Here is a 20,204-nt window from a genome sequence, read left to right on the forward strand (position 1 = left end):
GCGTAAAACGTCCTGCCGCGGCTTCTGAAAATTGCCCGGTAAAATGCTGCCCACTACCGATGGCGCGGAAGGCTCGGTCCCCGCCTGCTTACTTTGAATTTCGAGGCGTTCATGTCGATGCAAACAGACACCGTCACCGATGAACAGGTGGCTCACATTGCGGACCGCATGGTTGGCGAAGGCAAGAAGGTTTCCGCGCTGGCGGTCTGGGGCGAAATCCGCAGCGGTTCGATCGTCGCCGTCTCCGCAGCCTTGCAGCGCTGGCGTGAAGTGCGGGAGCCCGCTGCGGCGGCCGAACCTGTCATGACCGGCTTGCCGGACGACATCGCGCAGATCATGCTGAGCGCCGCAGGCAATGTGTGGACGAGCGCCCGCGAGGAAGCTGAGCGCGTCGTCAATCAGCGTCTTGCCGTTGTGAGCGAGCGCGCGGACGCGATCGCCGCCGAACGCGACGAGGCCTTCGCTGAATATCAGAACACACTGGCGGAAGCGGAGCTGGCGCGCGAGCGCGTCGCCACACTCACGAATGCGCTGAGCATTTCCGAAGAGGCCGTGAATCGTCTCGCAACCGAACTGTCAGCGTTGCGGGATCGCGCGAAAGCCGCCGACGAGCGCGTCGCCGAACTGGAGGACCGCGCAGCGGCAGCCGAGGCGCGCGTAGCCCAAACCGAGGAGCGCGAAGCGGCGACTGAAGCGCGGATTGCGCAGGCCGACGAGCGGGCATCCACTGCCGAAGCGCGCGTCGCGCAGGCTGACGAGCAGGCGGCGGACGCACAGCGGCGCATCAGGGAAGCGGAGGAACGCGCGGCGGCGGCAGAGGCTCGCATTGCGCAGGAGGAGGAGCGCGCGTCGGCAGCAGAACTTCGAATCGCGGAGGCGAATGAACGCGCATCGGCGGCCGAAGCCAGGCTGCAAGCGGCGGAAACCTCGCTCAGCGAGGAAGGTCAGGCGCGCGAAGCCCTAAGCAGTGCAGCCGTCGCGAGGGATGATGAGATGGAGCGTCTTCGCGGGGAGCGAGATACCGCGCGCCACGAGGCGGCCGCTTTGAGCGAGGCCGGCGAGGCACACGCGCAGGAAGTGCGGCGATGGACGGACGAATCGAGCGCGGCGTCATCGCGTGCGCAAGACGCCGCGTTGCAGGCGAGCGAGAGCCTCGCGCAACTCGCGGCATTGCAGACCGAACTGGATCAGGCCCGCGCCGAGTTGACGGCGCAGCGCGAGACGAACGCGGCTCGCAGCGACGAAGCGGCGGCCGGGCGCAGCGAGGTCGAACGCCTACAGCACGAACTCGGCGCCGCGCGCGAACAGCTTGCCGCCATGAGCGAAGCGAATGCGGCGGCGACGACGGAGACGACCCGGCTCGCGCAGGACGCGTCGGCGGCGGCGGGCCGCGCCGAGGCGGCCGAACGGCGCGTCGCCGATCTGGAGCGCCAGCTTGCGGAACTCGAAACCGCGCACGCGCAACGGCTGGAACAGGCTCAGCAACAAGGTCGATTGCCGGATAGCCCGTCGCCGGATAGCCCGTCGCCGGAATTCGAGTCGAAGGAAGCGGTGATGGCCGACGAGATCGCGTCGCTACGCCGTCAGATGTCTAGCCAGGCGAAGGCGCACGAGAAGGCGTACAGCGAACTGCGCACGCTGGCCGAGCAGTGGATCGCACATGCGAAAGAACTCAAGCAGCGGCTCAGCGCGACCAATCAGAAAGTAACTTTTCTCGACGCGCGCAGCGCGGCCGAGGTCGCGCTTCTGCGCCGACTCTCGTCCGAACTGGAACGGCTGAAACCGGACCACGACCTGGTATCGCGCGATGCGCAGCAGAAACTGATCAGCGCCGCGCTCGCCGAACGTCTCGAACAGAAGGGCTATCGTTACGATCCGGCAACCGCGGTGATGTCCAAAATCGAAGCTTGACGCCTTTGGCCTCTGTGCGGGTTGCGCTGCACGTTACCCATCGGCGCTCTGGCGCACAGGCGCTCAGGCGAGCGATCGCGTGAGCGTGACCGGCGGAATCGGGGGCGAGTCGAATCGCAAGTTGCGGTCCGCAACGAGGATGCCGAAGGGCCGAGGTGTCTGCGGTGCGCGCGGTTTGTTCGCCGTTTGTTCGCAGTTTCGTTATAACGGCTTCGGCGCCGAGCCTTCGTCGTCGACACTATGGCTGCCCGCTCCCGGCGGCGAGATCGTGTCGCGCAATTGCGTCTCTTTCGGATCCTTCGGCACGACCTTGTCAGCATCGGCTTCGTCGATTGTGTCGAGCTGATTGCCGCCCGGCGTGCGCGGCGTGCCCGGTGTCGGCGATGGAATCGGTCTGGGCTGAGCCGGCCCCGGCCCGGACAAGCCCTCTTGCGAAGGCGTCGACGGCGAGGGCGGCGTGGCGGGATCGTTATTCGAAGAAGAGGAATCTTGCTGCCCGGTCATGGGTTATCTCCTGGGTGAGGTCGTGGCGCGAAGGCCATGTGGTGCAATGCGTACGACAAGCGCAGCACGCGCCGTTCCATCGGACCGTGCTTTCACGATTGCCTACGCCTGGATGCCGGCCTTCAGCGCAACACACGCGCGACTAGCGGCAGATGATCCGACGCGACGCGCGCCGGCTCGCTCCGATCCACCTCGATATCGACGAGGCGCGCGGCCGGATGCACCCACACGCGGTCCAGTGCGAAAGCCGGAAAGCGCGACGGAAACGTGCGTGGCGCAGCCACCCGGCCAAAGCGCGTGAGCAGCGCGCGCAGCGGCCATCCCCAGACGAACCATTCGTTCAGATCGCCGAGCAGGATCACGGGAAGATCGGGCGTATCGAACGCCTCGAGCAGCAGCCGCACCTGCGCGCGGCGTTCGCGCGCCGACAGGCCCAGATGCGTCGCGACAATCCGCATCACGCCATTGCCGGTGTCGATATCGACGTCGAGTGCACCGCGCGCTTCGCGGCTACCGAACGACAGGTCCAGCGTGCGCACCGCGCGCACCGGCAGATTCGTCAGCACCGCGTTGCCGTAGCGCCGGTCCGGACGGTCGAGCGTCGGGCCCGGAACCGCATGCATGCCCGTCAGGTCCTGCAATTCGCCCAGCACGTCGATGCTCGCCGCGCCGCCGAGCGGCACTTCCTGCAATGCGACGACATCGGCCTTTAGCGCCGCGATCACCTGAGCGATGCGGGCCGCCGAACGTTTGCCGTCCGTGCCCACCGCGCCGTGAATGTTGTACGTGACGATGCGCAGCGGCTCACCCGCGTGGTTTGCATGGGCCGGTCGCGTTCGCGCGCGCGGCGCGGGCTGTGCTTCGTCCAGCGTCAAGGTCTCGTTCGCGCGCCCGCTCATTGCCGCCTCACCAGCATGCGCCTCAACACAAGGGACATGGAAACGAGCGCCACGCCGATTGCCGCGACCAGCAGCAACGAAAAAGGCGTCGGATGCGTGAGCGCCGCGACGAGTTGACGGGCGAACGTTGTCGCGAGCACGACGCCCGGCGCCATGCCGAGCGCCGTGCCCACCATGAAATCCCAGAAGCGGATATGCGATGCGCCCGCGGCGAGGTTCACAATCGAGAAGGGCGCGACCGGCACGAGCCGCAGCACAATGACCGCGACGAGCCCTTTGCTGCGCAGCCGTTCGCTGAGCTGGTTCAATCTTGCACCCGCCAGTTCCCGCACGGCGTCGCGGCCAAGCCACGCACCGGCGGCCCAACCCACCGCCGCGGCGATCAGCGTACCTGCGAGCGCGTACGCGGCTCCGGCTATTGCACCGAACACGAGCCCCGTTACCGCGATCAGCAAAGTCACGGGCACCGACAGCAGCGCGGCGACCGCGTACATTGCCACCACCGCAATCGGACCGAAATGCGTGGCGGCGAGCCGTTGCGTTTCGGCGCTCAGCTTTGCGAAGCTCAACTCGTGGCCGAACGGCGTGAAACGCCAGACAATCGTCAGCGCGACGACGCCCAGCGCGAGCGCGCCGAGCACCAGAAGTTTCGCAACGACCGGACGATGCGTGGGCTCGGGCAAGAACTGCGCGAGCAGTTCATTGGCCGCAATCGGCGCTTCCGGATCGAGAACGTGAACGCGGTCGGCGATGTCGCGCAGTTCGGGCGGAACCTCCGGCGTCAACGTTTCGAGCGTGCGCGCCGAGTCTCCTTTAAGGCTCGCAATGGCCGCGTTGAGACGGCCATGCAGCGCGAGCGCTCGCTTGACGTCGGCTTCGCTCGAATCGAGATGTTCGGCGAGCAGGCGGTTGCGAATGCGTGCAATTGCCGCTTGCCGGTCGGGATTGTCGCGCGCGTCGATGACGATGCAGCACTCCGAGTCCAGCACCATCGAACGATTGTTCAGGTTGGCGCTGCCGATCACGAGCAAGCGCTCGTCTACAATCATCATCTTGCTGTGCACGTTCACGAACTGGCCGTTCGGGGCGTCGACAGCGGGCGCATACATTGCATAACGGCCGTTGCTGTCGGCGGCTTTGAGCAGCTCGTGCAGACGGGCGCGCAGCACGCCCATTGTCGCTTCCTGGAGCCAGCCGCTTTGCCGGTAAGGGCACACCACGGAGAGGTCGGGGCCGTCTTGTTCCGCGATACGTTTTTGCAGCGCCGAGCCCACCGAATTCGCCGTGAAGTACTGGTTCTCGATATAGATGTTGCGGCGCGCGGCGGCCACGGCGGCGAGGTGCAGCGCCTTTACCTGCTGGATCGCCGGTCTGCCGTCGTAGGCGGGCTCGGTAAGCGAGATGCCGAGCTCGACATCGGCGAAATCGGGCTCGATGCCCGACGGCCACAAATCCGTGCGCGGCGGCGGCTTGCCGTTGAACGGCCGGCCGGCCTTGCCGCTGCGGCGCGAACGGCGCCAGCGCTCGCGAGCCAGATGCGCGATGGCCGCCGCCGCGGGGCCGTCGAACATCAGTTGCGCGTCATGCATCGGCTCGTAACTCGTCTTGCCGAGATTCTTGCGCAGCGGATCGCCGGGTCGGTGCTCGGGCGTGTCCCACCGCGAGCCGGTGAGATCGATGCCGCCGGTGAACGCGAGGCTGTCGTCGATCACGACGATTTTCTGGTGATGCGACGCGCCCAGCGGATGACGGCCGTCGAGCCGGAACGAGAGGCGCCGGTGCGCGTGCCATGCCGGCTTGTACGACGGCAGCCATTCGCGCTCGAACGCGTACAGCATCGCGAAATCCCAGCCCAGCAGATAGATGCGCAACTGCGGATTCGCGTCGAGCACCGCGCACAGGAACTCGGAGAGCTTCGGGGGAAAGCCGTCGTTGACGCCGCCGGGAACCAGTTCGATACGGCTGTCGATATCCCATCCGAGGATGAAGATCGAATGGCGCGCGCGCGGAATCATCTCGCGCAATACCGCGTAGTAGGAGGCCGCGTCGATCAGCACGCTCGCGCGGTGCGCCTTCAGTATCCATTCGCAGGTCGAGCGAGTGTCCATTACCTCGCCGTTGTGGGCGACAGGCGGCGCGTCGGCGGTGTCGCGCGACGGCGGATCGAGCAATTCGGATTGCATCGGGTCAGTTCGACTCATAGAGGTCCATGCGACAGTCAGTGGCAAACAGGGATGCAAGGGGCATTCCACGGCTGGGCGGCGCGCCGCGGTCGCGAGTGCGAAATCGCTTATCGCTTTGAAAACGACTGGCGCGTGTAGTTGCTCTACGCCGTTTGAAATTTTGGCAGACGTATGGCGCTTATCGTCGGGCAAGCCGCGCTGGCGCCCGTGGCGCAGGAGGCATGCGCTTTGCACTGCACAAAGCATCCGGTTTCAGGAGCGGTTCATGAATTCGAACGCCGCGCGGCTTGCCGCGCAAAGTTGCGGAAACCTGCATAGACACGCGCACGGCTTTGCGACAAGGCTCGTTTGGGCTGCGCTATTCGCGGCATCGTGCCCGTCGTTCGCGGGCTCGCTGACTCAAGCGCCGTATGGCGTCACTGCGGACGGTCATACCGTAACCCGTTACACGCTGACGAACGCGCATGGCATGACGGTCAGTTTTCTGAGCTACGGCGGGATCATCAGCGAGATTCGCACCCCGGACCGTCATGGCCGCATGGCGAATATCGTTCTCGGCTTCCGCAGTCTTGCCGACTATGAAAAGTTCAACGGCAACATCCATTTCGGCGCACTGATTGGACGCTACGCGAATCGCATTGCCGGCGGACGCTTCGTGCTCGACGGTCATACGTGGACGCTGCCCACCAACGATCCGCCGAATACGCTGCACGGCGGTCCGTCGAGTTTCGATGCGAAGGTGTGGACCGTGAAGCCGGTGAACTCGTCGAACGGCGCGAGTGCCGAACTGAGTTATGTGAGCCCCGATGGCGAGAACGGTTTTCCGGGCACGCTAAGCACGCATGTGACCTACACGCTAACGGACGACGACGTGTTCCACATCGACTACCGCGCGAGCACAGACAAGCCGACCGTGGTCAACCTCACCAATCACTCGTATTTCAATCTGGCGGGCGAGGGCAGCGGCAGCATCGAGCGGCAGACCATCCAGATCGCTGCTTCGCGTTATACGCCGACCGATTCGACGTCGATACCGACCGGCGAACTGGCGAGCGTTGCGGGAACGCCGATGGACTTGCGCAAACCAACCGTTATCGGCGAGCGGCTGCGCTCATCGTTCAACCAACTGGTCTATGCGCACGGCTTTGATCAGAATTGGGTGCTCGATGAGCAGGCTAATGCGGAAAACGCGGCGGAGAAGTCGATAAACAAGTCGGCAAACACGACGCCGCGCTTCGCTGCCCGCGCGGCCGATCCGGCGAGCGGCCGCGTGCTCGAACTCTATACGACGCAGCCCGGCCTGCAGTTTTATACCGCTAACGGTCTGAACGGCAGCGTGGTCGGCACATCGGGCACAACGTACCGTCAGGGCGACGCATTCGCGTTGGAAGCCGAACATTTCCCCGATTCCCCCAACCAGCCGTCGTTTCCGTCGACCGTGCTGAGGCCCGGCGAGACGTTGCACCAGATCACCGAGTGGCGTTTCAGAACGCTAGCGGGCGCCGGCAAGTGAGCGCCGGCCGGCGAGACGCCCCGCCTGAAGGGTGCCAGCCTGATAACACGACTGCGTGCCGCTCGTCTGAGAGATCACGGATAACGGCCGCCAGCCGTCGCGCCCCGCATGCTTCGACGCGAGCGTCAGCAAGCCTTCCTGGTCTGCGATCACCTAATCGGCGAGATGCGGATCAGACTAACGGCCGCTTACAAAGCACTCGATGCAAGGTTGCGAGCGCGGCACGCGTTATGCGAACTGTCCAGACGAAGCTTTTCCAACTGGCAAGGAGATGAATATGGCTCAGCATCCGGCTCGTTCGCAGAACCACCGTCATCCCGACGAACCGCGCCTGGAAGAAATTGCACGTGCGCTCGAAGGCGCCAAGTTTCCGACCACGCGTGACAAACTGGTCGAGTTCGCGCAGCGCAAGGGCGCGGACGGCGAAGTCCTAGCCGTGCTCAAGCGGATGGGCGATCGAAACTTCGACAGCGTCTCGGCTGTCGTTCGCGAGGCATCGAACGTCGAATAGCGCGGCGGCCAGGCCGTTATCAGATCGCGGCGCTTGCGCAGGCTTCGTCATGCAATGGCGCGAACCGGCGAACTGGGCTTCCGATCTCGAAGCCCAGTTGTCACGACCGGAGGAAATCGCCGGAATTGAGCACCAGCGCAAGCGCGCCAACGAGGATGAAACTGACGGCCCACACGGCATCGAGATTGAACCAGCTTCGCGACACGAATTTCAGCCCCAGATAACGGTAGACCAGCCACGCGACCAGTCCGCCCGCGAGCACCATCGCGCCGGCATGCACGCCGGAGACCAGCAAGGCCATGCCAAAGCGCGCCTCCATCAATTTTTGCGCTGCCTGGTGCGCGCGGTCAGCGTCGTCGGCGCGGCAAAGGCCCAGGTAAATCGGCACGAGCATCAGCCCCGCGCCGTGTGCAATCGCTATCGCGAAGGACCATAGCGCGAGCCGCGATGGCGCGATCCGTGCGAGCGCACGCGGATGACGCCGCCAGAGCAGCAGAAATACGCCGAAGGCGATAACGAGCGCGCTCGCGCCCGCCTGGATCTCACGCTGCCATGCCAGCACGACCGCGAGCATCGCAAACGGCAACACCACCAGGAAGATCGCCAGCACGTGTCCGGCCGCGAGATAAAAAAGGGCGGTGAACAGCGCGCGCGCCCGTCGTTGCATCAATGCGTTCGATACGGCAAGCGGCCAGCCCATGGCCGGATTGGCGCCGTGATAGCAGCCGCTTGCGACGACCGCGAGCCAGAGGCCGGTCTGCGACCAACCGCCGCTCAAATGCCCACCGACGGGTAACAGAACGAATCAGTCGAGCAGTCTCCGCCTTCGAGGCGAATCTGGTGAGCCCGGTAGCCATCGGGAAACCTCACCCAGAAATCGTCGGCGAGCGTCAGGCCGCCGCCCGAATCCGCATGCGCCATAACCTGCGCCGCGGGCACGCCGTTCGGATAGAACTGGTTGTCCCACGTCGAGTAAAGCGAGTTGGTCCAGTACACGCGCCGGCCGTCGCGGCTAATCTCGACCATCTGCGGGCCGCCCGCGAAAGGCTCGCCGTTCGGATGCGGCGTGCGCCGCACAATGCCGCCCAGATGAACCGAACCGGCGAGCTTCGGCTTGCGCGGCTCCGTCACGTCGTACTGGCGCATTTCGCCGGTGCCCCAGCAGGCGACATAGAGGAACTTGTCGTCGATGGAAAGATCGATGTCGGTGACGAGCGGCGGCACCGCGCCGAACCCTTGCAGCAACGGCGGCAGCGACGCCGGATCGGCCGGCTCGGGGGCAATGGTCGCCGTCTTCTCGATATGGAACTGGCCGCCTTCGCGCCACCATGTCCAGATCGAGCCTTCGAGATTGGTCGTATCGACCACCACGCCGATAAAGCCGTACTCACGGGCTGGATCGTGCGCGGGACGCACTTCGAGCGCCATCTGATGATTCGCGCCGAGGTCTATCGTCTGGACATTGCGCCGGGCGCGCAGATCCCAGAAGTGAACCGCGTGCCCGTACCTGTTCGACAGAAGATCCTCCGGCACGATGCCGTTCTCGAACTGCGGCGGCAACGCCCATTCGCTCGACACCATGTAGTCGCGCGGCAGATTCCACCAGAAATCGTAGTGTTTCTCCTGCAAGCCGCGATCGATTTCCCAACGGCCCAGCACGTCGAACGTTTCGCAGTCCATGATGAAGATGCCAGGCGGCCCGTCGGTGCCGTCCGGTCCCGCGCCGCCAAGCGTGCTGACGTAAATCCCCTCGGGTCCGCAATGAACCGTGTGCGGCCGCGAGTATCCGGTCTTGCGGAAGATCTCCTCGGGCTCGATGATCTTGTGAATCCGCGCCTGCGTCGGATGCGGCTTCGTATCGACGATGTAAATGCGCGACGAGCGCATACCCGGAATGATCAGAAAGCGCCGTTCGAGAAACGCGTGGCCGGTCAGCGGCGAGAGCGCCGACGAGCAGGCATTCCAGCCGAAATGATGGAATTCGTCGCCTTTGTTCGGCACCGGCACCGTGTGAACCACCTGGCTATAGGTCGGCGATCCGGGTTTGACGTCAATCACGGCGAGCGCATCGGGCTGCGAGAAATCGGGGCTGAGCAGCAGCGTGTACGCGTATTCTTCCGCGGGGGCGTCCATCGCGAGTTTCGGCGACGCGTGGAAGGTAGGATCGGGGCGCATACCCATGACGGCTTCTCCTCTGTCTGATCGGGGCGCGGGCTTGCCGCCGGAACGCGCTCCGGCTTTAGATGTAGTTCACCGCGGCGCCGAGAGCAACCGGAACTTTCATGGAGCTTGCCCGCATGGACGTCGGCAGCGCATGGTCCGGGAACGAGCGCCTTTAAACGCTTCGTCGGCGGACATCCGATGTCCGCGCCTGCATCGTCATGCAAGATCCAGTGGTCCGGCCCTCAGCACGTCGACGTGTTTCGGAATCAGACCGAGGTCGAGGAACGCATCCGCAATTAGCTGCTGCTCGCCGAGAATCGCGCGCGTGATGCGCTCGGTGCCGAACTGCTGGCGGGCCACGACAACATCCACGACCGCCTTCGGCAAGCCCCACAATTGCGCGAGTTCGCTCGACAGTGGGTCCTTGTTGCGGCTGCCCCATTGATCGACCTTTTCGATTTCCTCGATCACGATCCGTATCACGTCGGGATTCTTCGCCGCGTAACTCTGCGACGAGAAGTAGTAGCCGCGATTGCCTACCACGCCGCTCGCGTCCGCGAGTACGCGCGCGCCGAGCGACTTCTGCGCGGCAGCAAAGAACGGGTCCCAGATCACCCATGCGTCGATGGACGCGCGCTCGAACGCGGCGCGTGCGTCGGCCGGAGCGAGAAAGGCCACGTTCACATCGGCGTATTGCAGGCCATGCTGACGCAGCAGCTTGACGAGAAAGTAGTGAACGTTGCTGCCTCGATTGAGCGCGATTTTCTTGCCTTTCAGATCCGCTACCGAGCGGATTGGGGAGCCGGGCGGCACGAGCACGGCTTCGGATTGCGGACGGGGCACCGTGGCTGCCACATAGACGAGCGGCGCGCCGGCCGCCTGCGCGAAAATCGGCGGCGCTTCGCCGACATCGCCGAAATCGATCGAGCCGACGTTCAGTGCTTCGAGTTGCACGGGGCCAGCGGCGAACTCCGTCCAGCTGACCGATACGTTCAGCGGCGCGAGCCGCTTTTCGAGCGTGCCGCGCCCCTTCAGCACATTCAGGTAGCCCTTCTGATTGCCGATCCGCAATGAGCGCGGTGCCGCGGTTTTTGGCGCAGAAGCCGGCGCTTGCGCAAAGGAAAGCGGCGCGGCCACGGCGGATGCGGTGGCAGCCGCCGCGCCGACGGAAAGCTTCAGAAAAGTGCGGCGGTTGCGTGGTGTTGTTATCGTGGGCATGGCGGTTGTCTGGTTAGGGATGCATGGCGAGCCATCCTACCTGCGGGCGCGAGGTCGGCGAACCGATCTTTCGCCGTAAGCAAATGACGAGAGGTGGAATAGACGCATAGACGCCTGGACGCGTACTTCGCATTCCAGCGCGTGGGTTCGCGCATCGAAGGCATGCCGGAGCTCGATGAGCCGCCGTCGCTGAACAGATCGGCGAGAATCTGCTCGATCTCGCGCGCAATGTTCTGGTCGCTCTCGCTGCCGGAACCGTTGGCGCCGAGCTGATGAATGAGCTGGTCTAGACGTTGGAGTTCGGCGGCTTCGATCATGATGGTCTCGCTCGAAAGGTGAAGGACGAGATCGGTTGAACGTGCGGGATCAGGCCCACTGTAGCAATGGGCTTTTTGTGGTTCGCAAGAGTTCGGAAGTCGACGACGCTACAGCGAAGCGACGAGCCGCATCGCCAGCGATGCGAGGATGTTGACGCACGTAAAGCGTTCGGTGTTCGGAACTACGGCTTGGTCCGCTTGCCGAGCCCGAGCTTTTCCATTCCCTCATAAGCGTCGATCACGATGGTCGCGATTTCGCCCACCGTGACGCGCAATTCCGTCGCGCGAGAGCGCATGTGCTCATAGGCTTCGTTTTCGCTGAGCCGATGTGCGTCGATCAGAATACGCATCGCGCGTTCGATATGACGGCGCGCCTTGATGGCTTCCTCGAGCTTGCCGATCTTTGCGTGCAGCCGCTGCTGATAACCCGACGACGCCCGCGCGAGCACGAGCGTGCTCAGCACGCCGGTGGAGCGATACGGCTTCGTGATGACGCCGTGCGCCTGCGTATCCAGCAGCATCTTCAACGCGGTCGGATTCTCGTAGTCGGATAGCGCGATCAGCGTGGCTTGCGTATCGGCGGCGCTCCAATTACCCGCGTTCCTGATTTCCGGGCCGACGAGAATAAATATCACATCGGCATCCGCGGGAAGATGGGCGGGTAGCGGCCAGACCGCGCGAACCGGGCAGCCTATGCGCCGCAACTGCTCTTCGAGCACGCTGCGGTCGTCGCCGGGCGGGTGAATCACCACCACGCGCAGCGTGCGCAGATCGTCGAATATGCGGCGCGCGCCCGCATTCATACCGGCTCTCCATCGAGCCAGAATTCCGCGAATCCATACGAAGTCAGATAAGGATCGGGTTTCACCGGACTACGGCCTTCCCAGACGATATCGAATGCGCCGTCGGGCCGGCACACGGCAATGCGCGGCGTGAGAACGGCGTGATTGTTCGCGCGGTCGATTCGCAGCACGCCTTCCGGCGAGTCGAATTCCACGTCGTACACCGCGTCCACCAGCTTCGCCGTATCGAGGCTTCTCGTTCGAGCCAGCGCGAGTGCGAACAGATGCACCTGGTTGTAGGCCATCTCGGACCACATGCTCGCAGGCTGTTCGCCAAAGCGCGCGCGCCACGATTTGAGGAAGCGCTGGTTGCCCGGCAGCGTCAGCGTATTCACGTAGCTCGCAGAAATGATGTGGTTGCCGCACAGTTCAGGACCGATCATTCGCGTTTCGCCCTCGGTCATCGTCAAGCTTGCAATCGGGACACGTGCGGGATCGATTCCGCGCTCGCGATAGAGCTTGTAAAACGCACGCGCCCCCCGGCCAATCAACGTGGAAAATACCACGTCGGGCTCGACGGTCCTGATCTGCTCGACGACTTCCTGCAACGCCGCGGGCTCCGCGTCGCTAGGCAGATAGACTTCTTCGACAATCTCGCCGCCATGCTGCTCGACCATGTCGCGCATGATCCGGTTCGATTCTCGGGGATAAATATAATCGGCGCCAACCAGAAAAAAACGCCGGCCGTGATTGCGCAACAGGTAAGCGGCCAGCTGCATGCTGTTCTGGTTCGGCACCGCGCCCGTGTAGATCACGTTCGGCGAATACTCGAATCCTTCGTAGATCGAGCAATACCAGAGCAGCGCGTTATAGCGTTCGATCACCGGCAGCACCGCCTTGCGGCTCGACGAAGTCGAGCAGCCGAAAATGACCGTGACCTCGTCTTCCTGCAACATGCGCGACGCGAGTCTGCGGTATTCGTCAGGATCGCTTTTTGGATCGTAGGCGACAGGGTCGAGCAGGCGCCCGTCGATGCCGCCTGCCGCGTTGACTTCCTCGATCGCGAGCACCGTGCCGAAAAAATGCTCGGATTCCGTCGCCGCGGTCACGCCAGTACGCGAGAACAGCACGCCGATGCGCCAGCCGGCGTCGGCGGGCAACGGCTTCGCGGACTGTTGCGGGTTCGTCTCCATGCTGTGTTCTCCTTGCTGCGGCTTTGCAATCGGCTAGGCTGCGGCGTGATGTGCGGCGGTTGCCGCGATGGCCCGCTCGACAAACGCGGCGGCGTCGAGGCAGCGTGCATCGTCCCACGGACGGCCGACAACCTGCACGCCGATAGGCGCGCCGCGCGTGCCCCGAAGACCGGGCACATTCACGCACGGACAGCCGAGCAAGGTCCAGTTGCGATTGAACGAAGGGTCTCCCGTCGAAGCGAGTCCGTCGGGCGCTTCGTCGGGTGCGCTCGGCGTCAGTAATGCCGTGACGCCGTCGAACAGTTCCGCGAGCCTCGCTTTTGCGCGAGTCATCGACGCACACGCGTTCGCATATGAAGCGGCATCGACTTTCGATGCACGCGCGAGAAAAGCAAACAGCATCGGCGACAGTTGCCCGCGATAACGATCGTACTCGAAGCCGAGCGCTTGCCATGCTTCATAGCTTTGAATCGTGTCGTGCGCGGCGATCAGATCGGCCATCCACGAGTCGAAGCGCACGCGGCGGATGCGGCCGCCCGAGTGTTCGATCGCTCGGATCGCGGAGTCCAGCACGTTGCTCGCATTCGCCGACGGCTCGGTCCACGGGTAGCTCTCCGGCACACCGAACACGGGGGCCTCGCCATGAGCTTCGGCTGCAAGCGGACGTCCGGTCAAAACCTGCGCGAAATAGGCCACGTCGCGCACGCCAGCAGCAAAGAGGCCGACCGTATCGAAAGACCACGAGAAGCATTTCATGCCGACCGTCGGCAGCATGTCGAACGTCGGCTTGAAGCCGGCGACGCCGCAAAACGACGCGGGCCGTATCGTCGAGCCGCCGGTCTGCGAACCGATTGCGAACGGCGCGATCCCCGCTGCGACGGCGGCGGCCGAACCCGACGACGAGCCGCCAGCGGTGCGGCCAGAATCGCACGGATTGCGCGTGACGGTCGGCGCCATATAGGCGAACTCGCTCGTCACGGTCTTGCCCACGATTACGCCGCCGTTGCGCTTGAGCAGCGTGACGATCGCGGCGTCGGCCTTTGGTCGATGTCCTTCGTAGATCGGCGAGCCGTAGGACGTGACGAAGTCCCCGGTTTCGAAGATGTCCTTCACCGCAATGGGCATGCCGGCAAGCGGGCCTTGCGCTGCAAGGGCGTTTTGGGCAGCGCTCTCGCGGCTCGCGACGGCCGTCATCGCTCGAACGTCGGCGTCGATTTCCTCGATGCGCGCGAGCGATTCGAGCACAAGACGGCTGCGCTCACGCGGGTCGTTCGCCGTTCGCTCGAGCAGCGCGTGGGCGCTGAGCGGTCGATAGAATGATTGTGCAGTGGTCATGGAGTGAGTGCCGCGCCGGTCAGACGCGCAGATGTTCATAGATCGATGCGGCTGCCGCTTCGTCCTTCGCGTTGCCTTCGTCGATGATTTCGCCTTGCTTGAGCACCGCATACCGGTCCGCGACCTTCAGCGCAAAAGGCACGTTCTGTTCGATCAGCAGCAGCGTCGTGCCGTGACGGCTGCGCTCCCACAACAGCGCCTCGGCGAGCCGGTCGATCACCGACGGCTGCAAGCCCTCGGTGATTTCATCGAGCAGAATGATCGACGGGCGCATCATCAGCGCACGCGCCACCAGCAGCATCTTCTGTTCGCCGCCTGACAGCGTGCCGGCATACTGACGCAGACGGCTTCCGAATACAGGAAAAACCGGTTCGATTTCGGCAAAGCGCTCGTCGAACACCGACACGTTCGCAAGCCCGAGCCGCAGGTTGTCGCGAATGCTGAGATCCTGGAATAACGCATGCTCCTGCGGTGCATAGGCGATGCCCGCCCGCGCGATCCGGTGCGGCGGCAGACGCGTGATGTCCTGTCCATGCACGTGAACGGCGCCGCTCTGCTTGGGCAGATAACCCATGATGGTCTTCAGCAGCGTGGTCTTGCCCATGCCGTTCTTGCCAAGCAGCGCAACGGCCTCGCCGTTGCCGACGCTGAACGACAGCTTGCGAAGTACGACCGACGCCTTGTATCCGCTTGTCACGTCCTTCAGGTTCAACGCAATCTCGCTCACGAGGCCTCCCGTTGTGGTGCTGCGCCGACAGACGCGTTGCTCTGCCGGTCCGTCTGCGACTCGGCCTGCGCCGTGCCCGCATAGATCGTTCTGACGAGCTCCGAGTTGACCACCTCCTCGAAATTGCCTTGCATCACGATGCGCCCCTGATGCAACACGACGATGCGGGTGGCGATGCCAGCAACGAAGTCGAGGTCGTGCTCGACCAGCAGACAACACAGTTTATAGCGGTGTGCCAGCGAGGCGAGCACGTTGCCGATCTGCGTGCGCTCGGTTTTCGTGAGGCCAGCGGTCGGCTCGTCGAGCAGCACGATACGCGGTTCCAGCGCGAGCACCATCGCCAGTTCGAGGGCCTGCTGCTCGCCATGCGAGAGATCCTTCGCCACCGCGCCAAGCTTGCGGTCGAGATTCGTGGTGCGGACCACCTCCATCGCATACGGCGGCAACGCAAGCGTGGCCGAGCGACCCGTTAGCGACGGCCGCTCGATCAGCGTACCGGCAATGCGCAGGCATTGCGCCACCGTGAGCGTTTCGAAGATGTTGGCGTTCTGGAACTTGCGCCCGAGGCCGAAACGCACGCAACGGTCGGGCGGCAATTGCCGGATATCGTTGCCGCACAGCATGACGGTGCCAGCGGAACGTTCGGCGCCGTCGCTCATGCAGCGCATCAGCGTTGTCTTGCCCGCGCCGTTCGGACCGATGAGGCCGACCAGTTCGCCCGCGTTCGCCTCCAGATCGATACCTTGCAGGACCTTGAGGCTGCCGAAATGACGCGCGACTCCGCTCATCTGCAATGCGGGCGTGGGCGCACGCTGCTCGTGGTCCGCGCGCACAGGCCGCTCGACGAGTTCTGGCTCGCCGCTGTCGCCCGCGAGGCGGCGCAACGGCTTCACCAGCAGCGGCACGAGCCCCTGGGGCAACAATACGATCACCGCGACGAACGCCGCGCCGAGTATCAATTGCCACGCGAACGGCATGATGCCGCTGAGATATGACGTGCCCACGTTGATCAGAAGCGCGCCGATCACCGGGCCCCACAACGTGCCGCGTCCGCCGAGCGCGACCCAGATGATCAACTGCGTGCCGAGCACGAAGCCGGTCAGTTCGGGCGCGACCACGCCGCTAAATGCGCCATACCCGAAACCCGCGAGGCCCGCGACGGCAGCCGTCGCGACCAGCAGCACGATCTTCACGAGCGACGTGTTGATGCCGAGATACAGGCAGCGCGACTCGTTGTCGCGAATCGCCGCCAGCACGCGGCCGCCGTCGCTGCGCACGAAAACCCAGGCGAGCGCCACGACGATTGCAAGCGCCGCGCCTGCGATCCAGTACCACGCTTCCAGCGAGAGATCGAAGGTCTGATAGCCGGTCAGCCCCGAACTCGATCCGGTCCATTCGCCGCCCGACAGGAGCAATTGACTGAGCACGATGGGCAGCACGAGCGACATGACGGTCGCAAAGAACGGCGACGCGCCGCGATAGAACGACAGCCAGCCGAGCAGGGCGGCCACGCCCGCGGTTACGGCGAGCGTCGCTGCAAGCGCGAGCACCACATACGCTGCCGAGAAGCCACCGTGCGTGAACACGAGTCCGGCCGCATACGCGCCGAGTCCGAAAAAGGCCGATTGACCGAACGTCAGGTAGCCGGTGTAGCCCCACAGGATATCGACCGTCACCGCAACGATCGAGAAAAAGAACGCCTGGATCAGGACGTTCAGCAGATACGAACCGAACAGGAACGGCCCGGCGGCGATCAGCAGAATGCCGAGGCAGCCGGTTACCGCGAGGCCGCGCAACTGCTTTTGCCGATTGCCCGCCCGTTTGCCGTCCCGCTTGTCCGCCCGTTTGCCGGCCGGCGACGGATCGCGTCCGGCATCATCCAGCGACGCATTGACTTTAGCCATGAGAAAACCCCTGCGGACGGATACGCAGCGTGAGCGCGGCCAGCACGGCAATGGTCAACCCGCCGAGCACCGGGCTCACGAACGTACTCACGAGAACCTGGCAAGCGCCGAATACGAAGCAGGTGACGAGCAGACTCACCATCGAATGGCCGGACACCATCACCAGCATGAACGCGCTCACGAGCCACGGCAGCCCCATGTCGGGATCGACGCTCGATAGCGGCGTGATCAGCACGCCGGCAAGCGAACCGAAGGCTGCACCGAGGCTGAACGTAATGAAACGGATACGTCCCGAATGAATGCCGAGCCCGCGGGCGAGGTCTTCGTTCATGATTACCGCGCGGGTCTTCACGCCGAAACGGGTGCCGGTCAGCAACGCGGTCATGATCGCGCAGATGCCGAGCGCGACCGGAATCAGCAGCAGGCGGTAAGCGGAATAGTCGGTGCCTGCGATGGAGACCACGCCCTTCAGCGGTGTCTCGACGAACTGCACTTCACGGCCGAATGCCATCACGATGAGTTGCCCGATCACGATGCCGAGGCCCCACGTCGCGAGGATCGCGTCGAGAGGGCGTTTGTACAAAGGCCGCACGATGATCTGTTCGACCAGCATGCCGACCACGGTGCCGACCACGATCGCAAGCGGCAAGCCGAGCCAGGGATTGAGCTTCAGTTGCGTGACGACGAAGCTCGCGTAGGCGCCCATCGTCAGCAACGCGCCATGCGCGAAATTGACGATTTTCATGACGCCGAAAATCACCATCAAGCCGGCCGTGACGATGAACAGCACTGCCGTGGTGGTCAGGATGTCTAGTGCGAGAACCATTGTTGTCTCCAGTCGCATCCGCATGAAAGCGTGGCAAAGCGCAGACCCCGACGCTCACGCGGATGCCGTGTTGCCGGTAGCGCCTACTTGATGTTCGGGCACTGCGCGCCCGGATCGACGTCCGGGAAAGTTTGCAGGATCTTCACCGAGCCGTCCGCCTGAATCTGGCCGAGGCGCATCGCGAGCGGTGTATGCCGGCTCTTGTCCATTTCGATCTGGCCGCGCGGTCCATTGAACGATACCTGATCGAGCGCCTTGATCACTTTGCCCGGATCGGTGGAGCCCACTTTCTCGACGGCGGCCTTGTACAGATAGAACGCCTCGTACTGCGGCTCGGACAATTCGTTCGGCGTCTTCACGTCTTTGCCGAAGCGCTTGTCCATCGCCGCGAGAAACTTCTTGTTTGCAGACGTATCGATGCTGGTCAGATAGGAGCCCGACATATAGATGCCGGTGGCGACATCGCCCATGCTTCTCGCCGTGCCTTCGTCGATAGCGAGGTTGCCGTATGGCAGTGTGAGGCCCGAACCCTTCAACTGTTTGGCGAGCGCGACGTTGGGCGCGCCGCCCGCCGTCGCGCTGATCAACGCATCGGGATGCGCGGAGCGGATTTTCGACAGGATCGGTGTCCAGTCCGTGCCGTCGGTCGGCAGATACTCTTCGCCGACTACCTTGCCGCCGTGCGCCTCGATGTACTTACGCGTGAACTGCAGCATGCCGCGGCCGAAAGCGTAGTCGTTGCCGACGAGATAAAAGGTCTTCGCACTCTTGCTCTTCGCGAAGTAGTCCACCACCGGCGCGACCTGCTGCTCCGGCACCCAGCCGTTCACGTACATCCACGGATTGCACGAGCGCCCTTCATAGAACGACGTGTAGATGAACGGCTTCTTGCCGCGCGCGACGATAGGCAGCGCCGCATTGCGCGCGGCGCTCGTTTCCATCGAGATGATCGCGTCGACGTTCTTCTGGAACACGAGCGTGTCGTAGGCTTTTTGCGCGCCGACCGCGCCGGATGCGTCGTCGGTGATCTCCAGTTGGACCGGCCGCCCGAGAATGCCGCCGGAAGCATTGATCTCGTCGACTGCGAGTTGCGAGGCCTGAACCACTGCGGGCGCCACCACGCTGTTTGCGCCTGACAATCCGACCGCCACGCCGATCTTGATCGGCTCGGCGGCGAACCCGCTCTCGCAAATGCCCGCACCGGCGATTGCCGCGACGGCGGCAACGAGGAATAGTCTATTGAACAGTTTCATGATTTCCTTCGCAGTGAATGTGAGTGTGGTGAAGTTCGATGAACATGACAGAGCTCACGCCTGAAAAGAAGGCCAGCGGGCGCCCAGCATCGGGTCGTACACATCCGCGCGGCGATCGCGCAGCACGTGATTGAACGCGTTGAGCGTGCGCGCGGCGCGAGTGCGCTTGACGTCGATCGTCGCGTACAGCACTTCTTCGCGGTCGATGCTGGCGGGACCGGCCAACGGCCAGCCGTCGCCGCCTACGATCAGACTCTGACCGATGAACAGCTGCCCGCGCTCGGTGCCGATGCGATTTGCGCATGCGATCGCCATGCCGTTGCTGTGCGCGGCGGCCATCGTGAGCGTTGCGGCCATCGCGGAACGGTTCTCGGGCTGTGAGGGCATCGGCACCCAGTTGGTAGGCACGCATACGACATCGGCGCCTTGCATGGCGGCGAGCCGGTAGGTTTCGGGAAACCATCCGTCGTAGCAGATCGCAATCGCAATGCGTCCGAGCGGCGTGCCGAACACAGGTACGCCGCGGTCGCCCGGTTCGAAAAAACGGTTTTCGTTATTCCACAGATGCAGCTTGCGATAAATGCCGATGTGACCTGATGGACCCGTGAAGAGCGCCGAGTTATAAAGGCGCTTGCCCGCACGCTCCGCGATTCCGATGACGATATGAATGCCGAGCCGCTGCGCCGTGGCGGCGAAGAGTCCGGCGGTCTCGCCGTCGGGCAGTCCTTCTGCCAGCGCGAAAGCCTCGTCGCGGTCCGCGAACACGTAACCGGTCGTCGCGAGCTCGGGCAGCACGACGAGCGATGCACCGTTGCTCGCGGCCGTTTCGACATGCCGGATCAGGCGCGCCACGTTGGCGCGCCTGGCGCCGATGTGCGGCTCCATCTGCACACACGCGATGACGACGTCTTCCAATTCGGGCTTTGCGAGGTCGTAGTGCGACATTGCTGTTTTCGTCTCCCAAA

Annotated in this window: 18 protein-coding genes; 3 read left to right on the top strand and 15 right to left on the bottom strand. The window is 64.0% G+C overall.

The window, feature by feature from the left end; genetic code table 11:
- Window positions 1–111: 111 nt before the first annotated feature.
- The gene (locus F759_RS0103425) at window positions 112–1,911 is read left to right on the top strand and encodes a DNA-binding protein (protein ID WP_027798613.1); all 1,800 of its coding nucleotides are present in this window, start codon (window positions 112–114) and stop codon (window positions 1,909–1,911) included.
- A gap of 201 nt (window positions 1,912–2,112) precedes the next feature.
- Here F759_RS0103425 and F759_RS0103430 read toward each other — a convergent pair whose 3' ends face one another.
- The 3 genes from F759_RS0103430 to F759_RS0103440 form a co-directional block, all read right to left on the bottom strand.
- Window positions 2,113–2,415 carry a hypothetical protein gene (locus F759_RS0103430; RefSeq protein ID WP_027798614.1) on the bottom strand — a complete coding sequence of 101 codons (303 nt, stop codon included), beginning with the start codon at window positions 2,413–2,415 and terminating at the stop codon, window positions 2,113–2,115.
- Window positions 2,416–2,537: 122 nt separating this feature from the next.
- Window positions 2,538–3,314: an endonuclease/exonuclease/phosphatase family protein gene (locus tag F759_RS0103435; RefSeq protein WP_027798615.1), complete on the bottom strand. Its 777-nt coding sequence runs from the start codon at window positions 3,312–3,314 to the stop codon at window positions 2,538–2,540.
- Window positions 3,311–5,515, bottom strand: a complete 2,205-nt coding sequence (locus F759_RS0103440; RefSeq protein WP_027798616.1) for a VTT domain-containing protein — start codon at window positions 5,513–5,515, stop codon at window positions 3,311–3,313. Before F759_RS0103440 ends, F759_RS0103435 begins: the two co-directional genes overlap by 4 nt.
- A 247-nt stretch (window positions 5,516–5,762) precedes the next feature.
- Here F759_RS0103440 and F759_RS0103450 point away from each other — a divergent pair, with 247 nt between their 5' ends.
- Both F759_RS0103450 and F759_RS0103460 read left to right on the top strand, forming a co-directional pair.
- A complete protein-coding gene (locus F759_RS0103450) occupies window positions 5,763–7,010 on the top strand; it encodes an aldose epimerase family protein (RefSeq protein ID WP_084534187.1) in 1,248 nt (415 codons plus the stop codon).
- A gap of 277 nt (window positions 7,011–7,287) precedes the next feature.
- Window positions 7,288–7,521, top strand: coding sequence for a DUF2795 domain-containing protein (locus F759_RS0103460; protein ID WP_027798618.1), 234 nt, complete (start codon window positions 7,288–7,290; stop codon window positions 7,519–7,521).
- Between the two features lie 100 nt (window positions 7,522–7,621).
- On the opposite strand, the gene F759_RS0103465 is transcribed toward F759_RS0103460, so the two are convergent.
- The 12 genes from F759_RS0103465 to F759_RS0103520 form a co-directional block, all read right to left on the bottom strand.
- Window positions 7,622–8,299: a hypothetical protein gene (locus tag F759_RS0103465; RefSeq protein ID WP_027798619.1), complete on the bottom strand. Its 678-nt coding sequence runs from the start codon at window positions 8,297–8,299 to the stop codon at window positions 7,622–7,624.
- The gene (locus F759_RS0103470; RefSeq protein ID WP_027798620.1) at window positions 8,296–9,702 is read right to left on the bottom strand and encodes a selenium-binding protein SBP56-related protein; all 1,407 of its coding nucleotides are present in this window, start codon (window positions 9,700–9,702) and stop codon (window positions 8,296–8,298) included. Before F759_RS0103470 ends, F759_RS0103465 begins: the two co-directional genes overlap by 4 nt.
- 198 nt (window positions 9,703–9,900) lie before the next feature.
- A complete protein-coding gene (locus F759_RS0103475; RefSeq protein WP_027798621.1) occupies window positions 9,901–10,902 on the bottom strand; it encodes a sulfonate ABC transporter substrate-binding protein in 1,002 nt (333 codons plus the stop codon).
- A complete protein-coding gene (locus F759_RS43200) occupies window positions 10,890–11,219 on the bottom strand; it encodes a hypothetical protein (protein ID WP_027798622.1) in 330 nt (109 codons plus the stop codon). The genes F759_RS0103475 and F759_RS43200 overlap by 13 nt, the downstream gene beginning before the upstream one ends.
- A gap of 182 nt (window positions 11,220–11,401) precedes the next feature.
- Window positions 11,402–12,022, bottom strand: coding sequence for an ANTAR domain-containing response regulator (locus tag F759_RS0103485; protein WP_027798623.1), 621 nt, complete (start codon window positions 12,020–12,022; stop codon window positions 11,402–11,404).
- Window positions 12,019–13,194: a transporter substrate-binding domain-containing protein gene (locus F759_RS0103490; RefSeq protein ID WP_027798624.1), complete on the bottom strand. Its 1,176-nt coding sequence runs from the start codon at window positions 13,192–13,194 to the stop codon at window positions 12,019–12,021. The genes F759_RS0103485 and F759_RS0103490 overlap by 4 nt, the downstream gene beginning before the upstream one ends.
- Window positions 13,195–13,227: 33 nt before the next feature.
- Complete coding sequence (locus tag F759_RS0103495) at window positions 13,228–14,529, bottom strand: amidase (protein WP_027798625.1); 1,302 nt, start codon at window positions 14,527–14,529, stop codon at window positions 13,228–13,230.
- A gap of 19 nt (window positions 14,530–14,548) precedes the next feature.
- Window positions 14,549–15,256, bottom strand: a complete 708-nt coding sequence (locus tag F759_RS0103500) for a branched-chain amino acid ABC transporter ATP-binding protein (protein ID WP_027798626.1) — start codon at window positions 15,254–15,256, stop codon at window positions 14,549–14,551.
- Window positions 15,253–17,160, bottom strand: a complete 1,908-nt coding sequence (locus F759_RS0103505; protein ID WP_027798627.1) for an ABC transporter permease subunit — start codon at window positions 17,158–17,160, stop codon at window positions 15,253–15,255. The genes F759_RS0103500 and F759_RS0103505 overlap by 4 nt, the downstream gene beginning before the upstream one ends.
- Window positions 17,153–17,986 (bottom strand): branched-chain amino acid ABC transporter permease, encoded by an 834-nt coding sequence (locus tag F759_RS0103510; RefSeq protein WP_027798628.1) that lies wholly within the window; start codon window positions 17,984–17,986, stop codon window positions 17,153–17,155. Before F759_RS0103510 ends, F759_RS0103505 begins: the two co-directional genes overlap by 8 nt.
- 83 nt (window positions 17,987–18,069) lie before the next feature.
- Window positions 18,070–19,239, bottom strand: coding sequence for a substrate-binding protein (locus F759_RS0103515; RefSeq protein ID WP_027798629.1), 1,170 nt, complete (start codon window positions 19,237–19,239; stop codon window positions 18,070–18,072).
- Window positions 19,240–19,293: 54 nt separating this feature from the next.
- Window positions 19,294–20,184: a nitrilase family protein gene (locus F759_RS0103520; RefSeq protein WP_027798630.1), complete on the bottom strand. Its 891-nt coding sequence runs from the start codon at window positions 20,182–20,184 to the stop codon at window positions 19,294–19,296.
- Window positions 20,185–20,204: the final 20 nt, after the last annotated feature.

The organism is Paraburkholderia dilworthii (assembly GCF_000472525.1).
GTDB classification, from domain to species: domain Bacteria; phylum Pseudomonadota; class Gammaproteobacteria; order Burkholderiales; family Burkholderiaceae; genus Paraburkholderia; species Paraburkholderia dilworthii.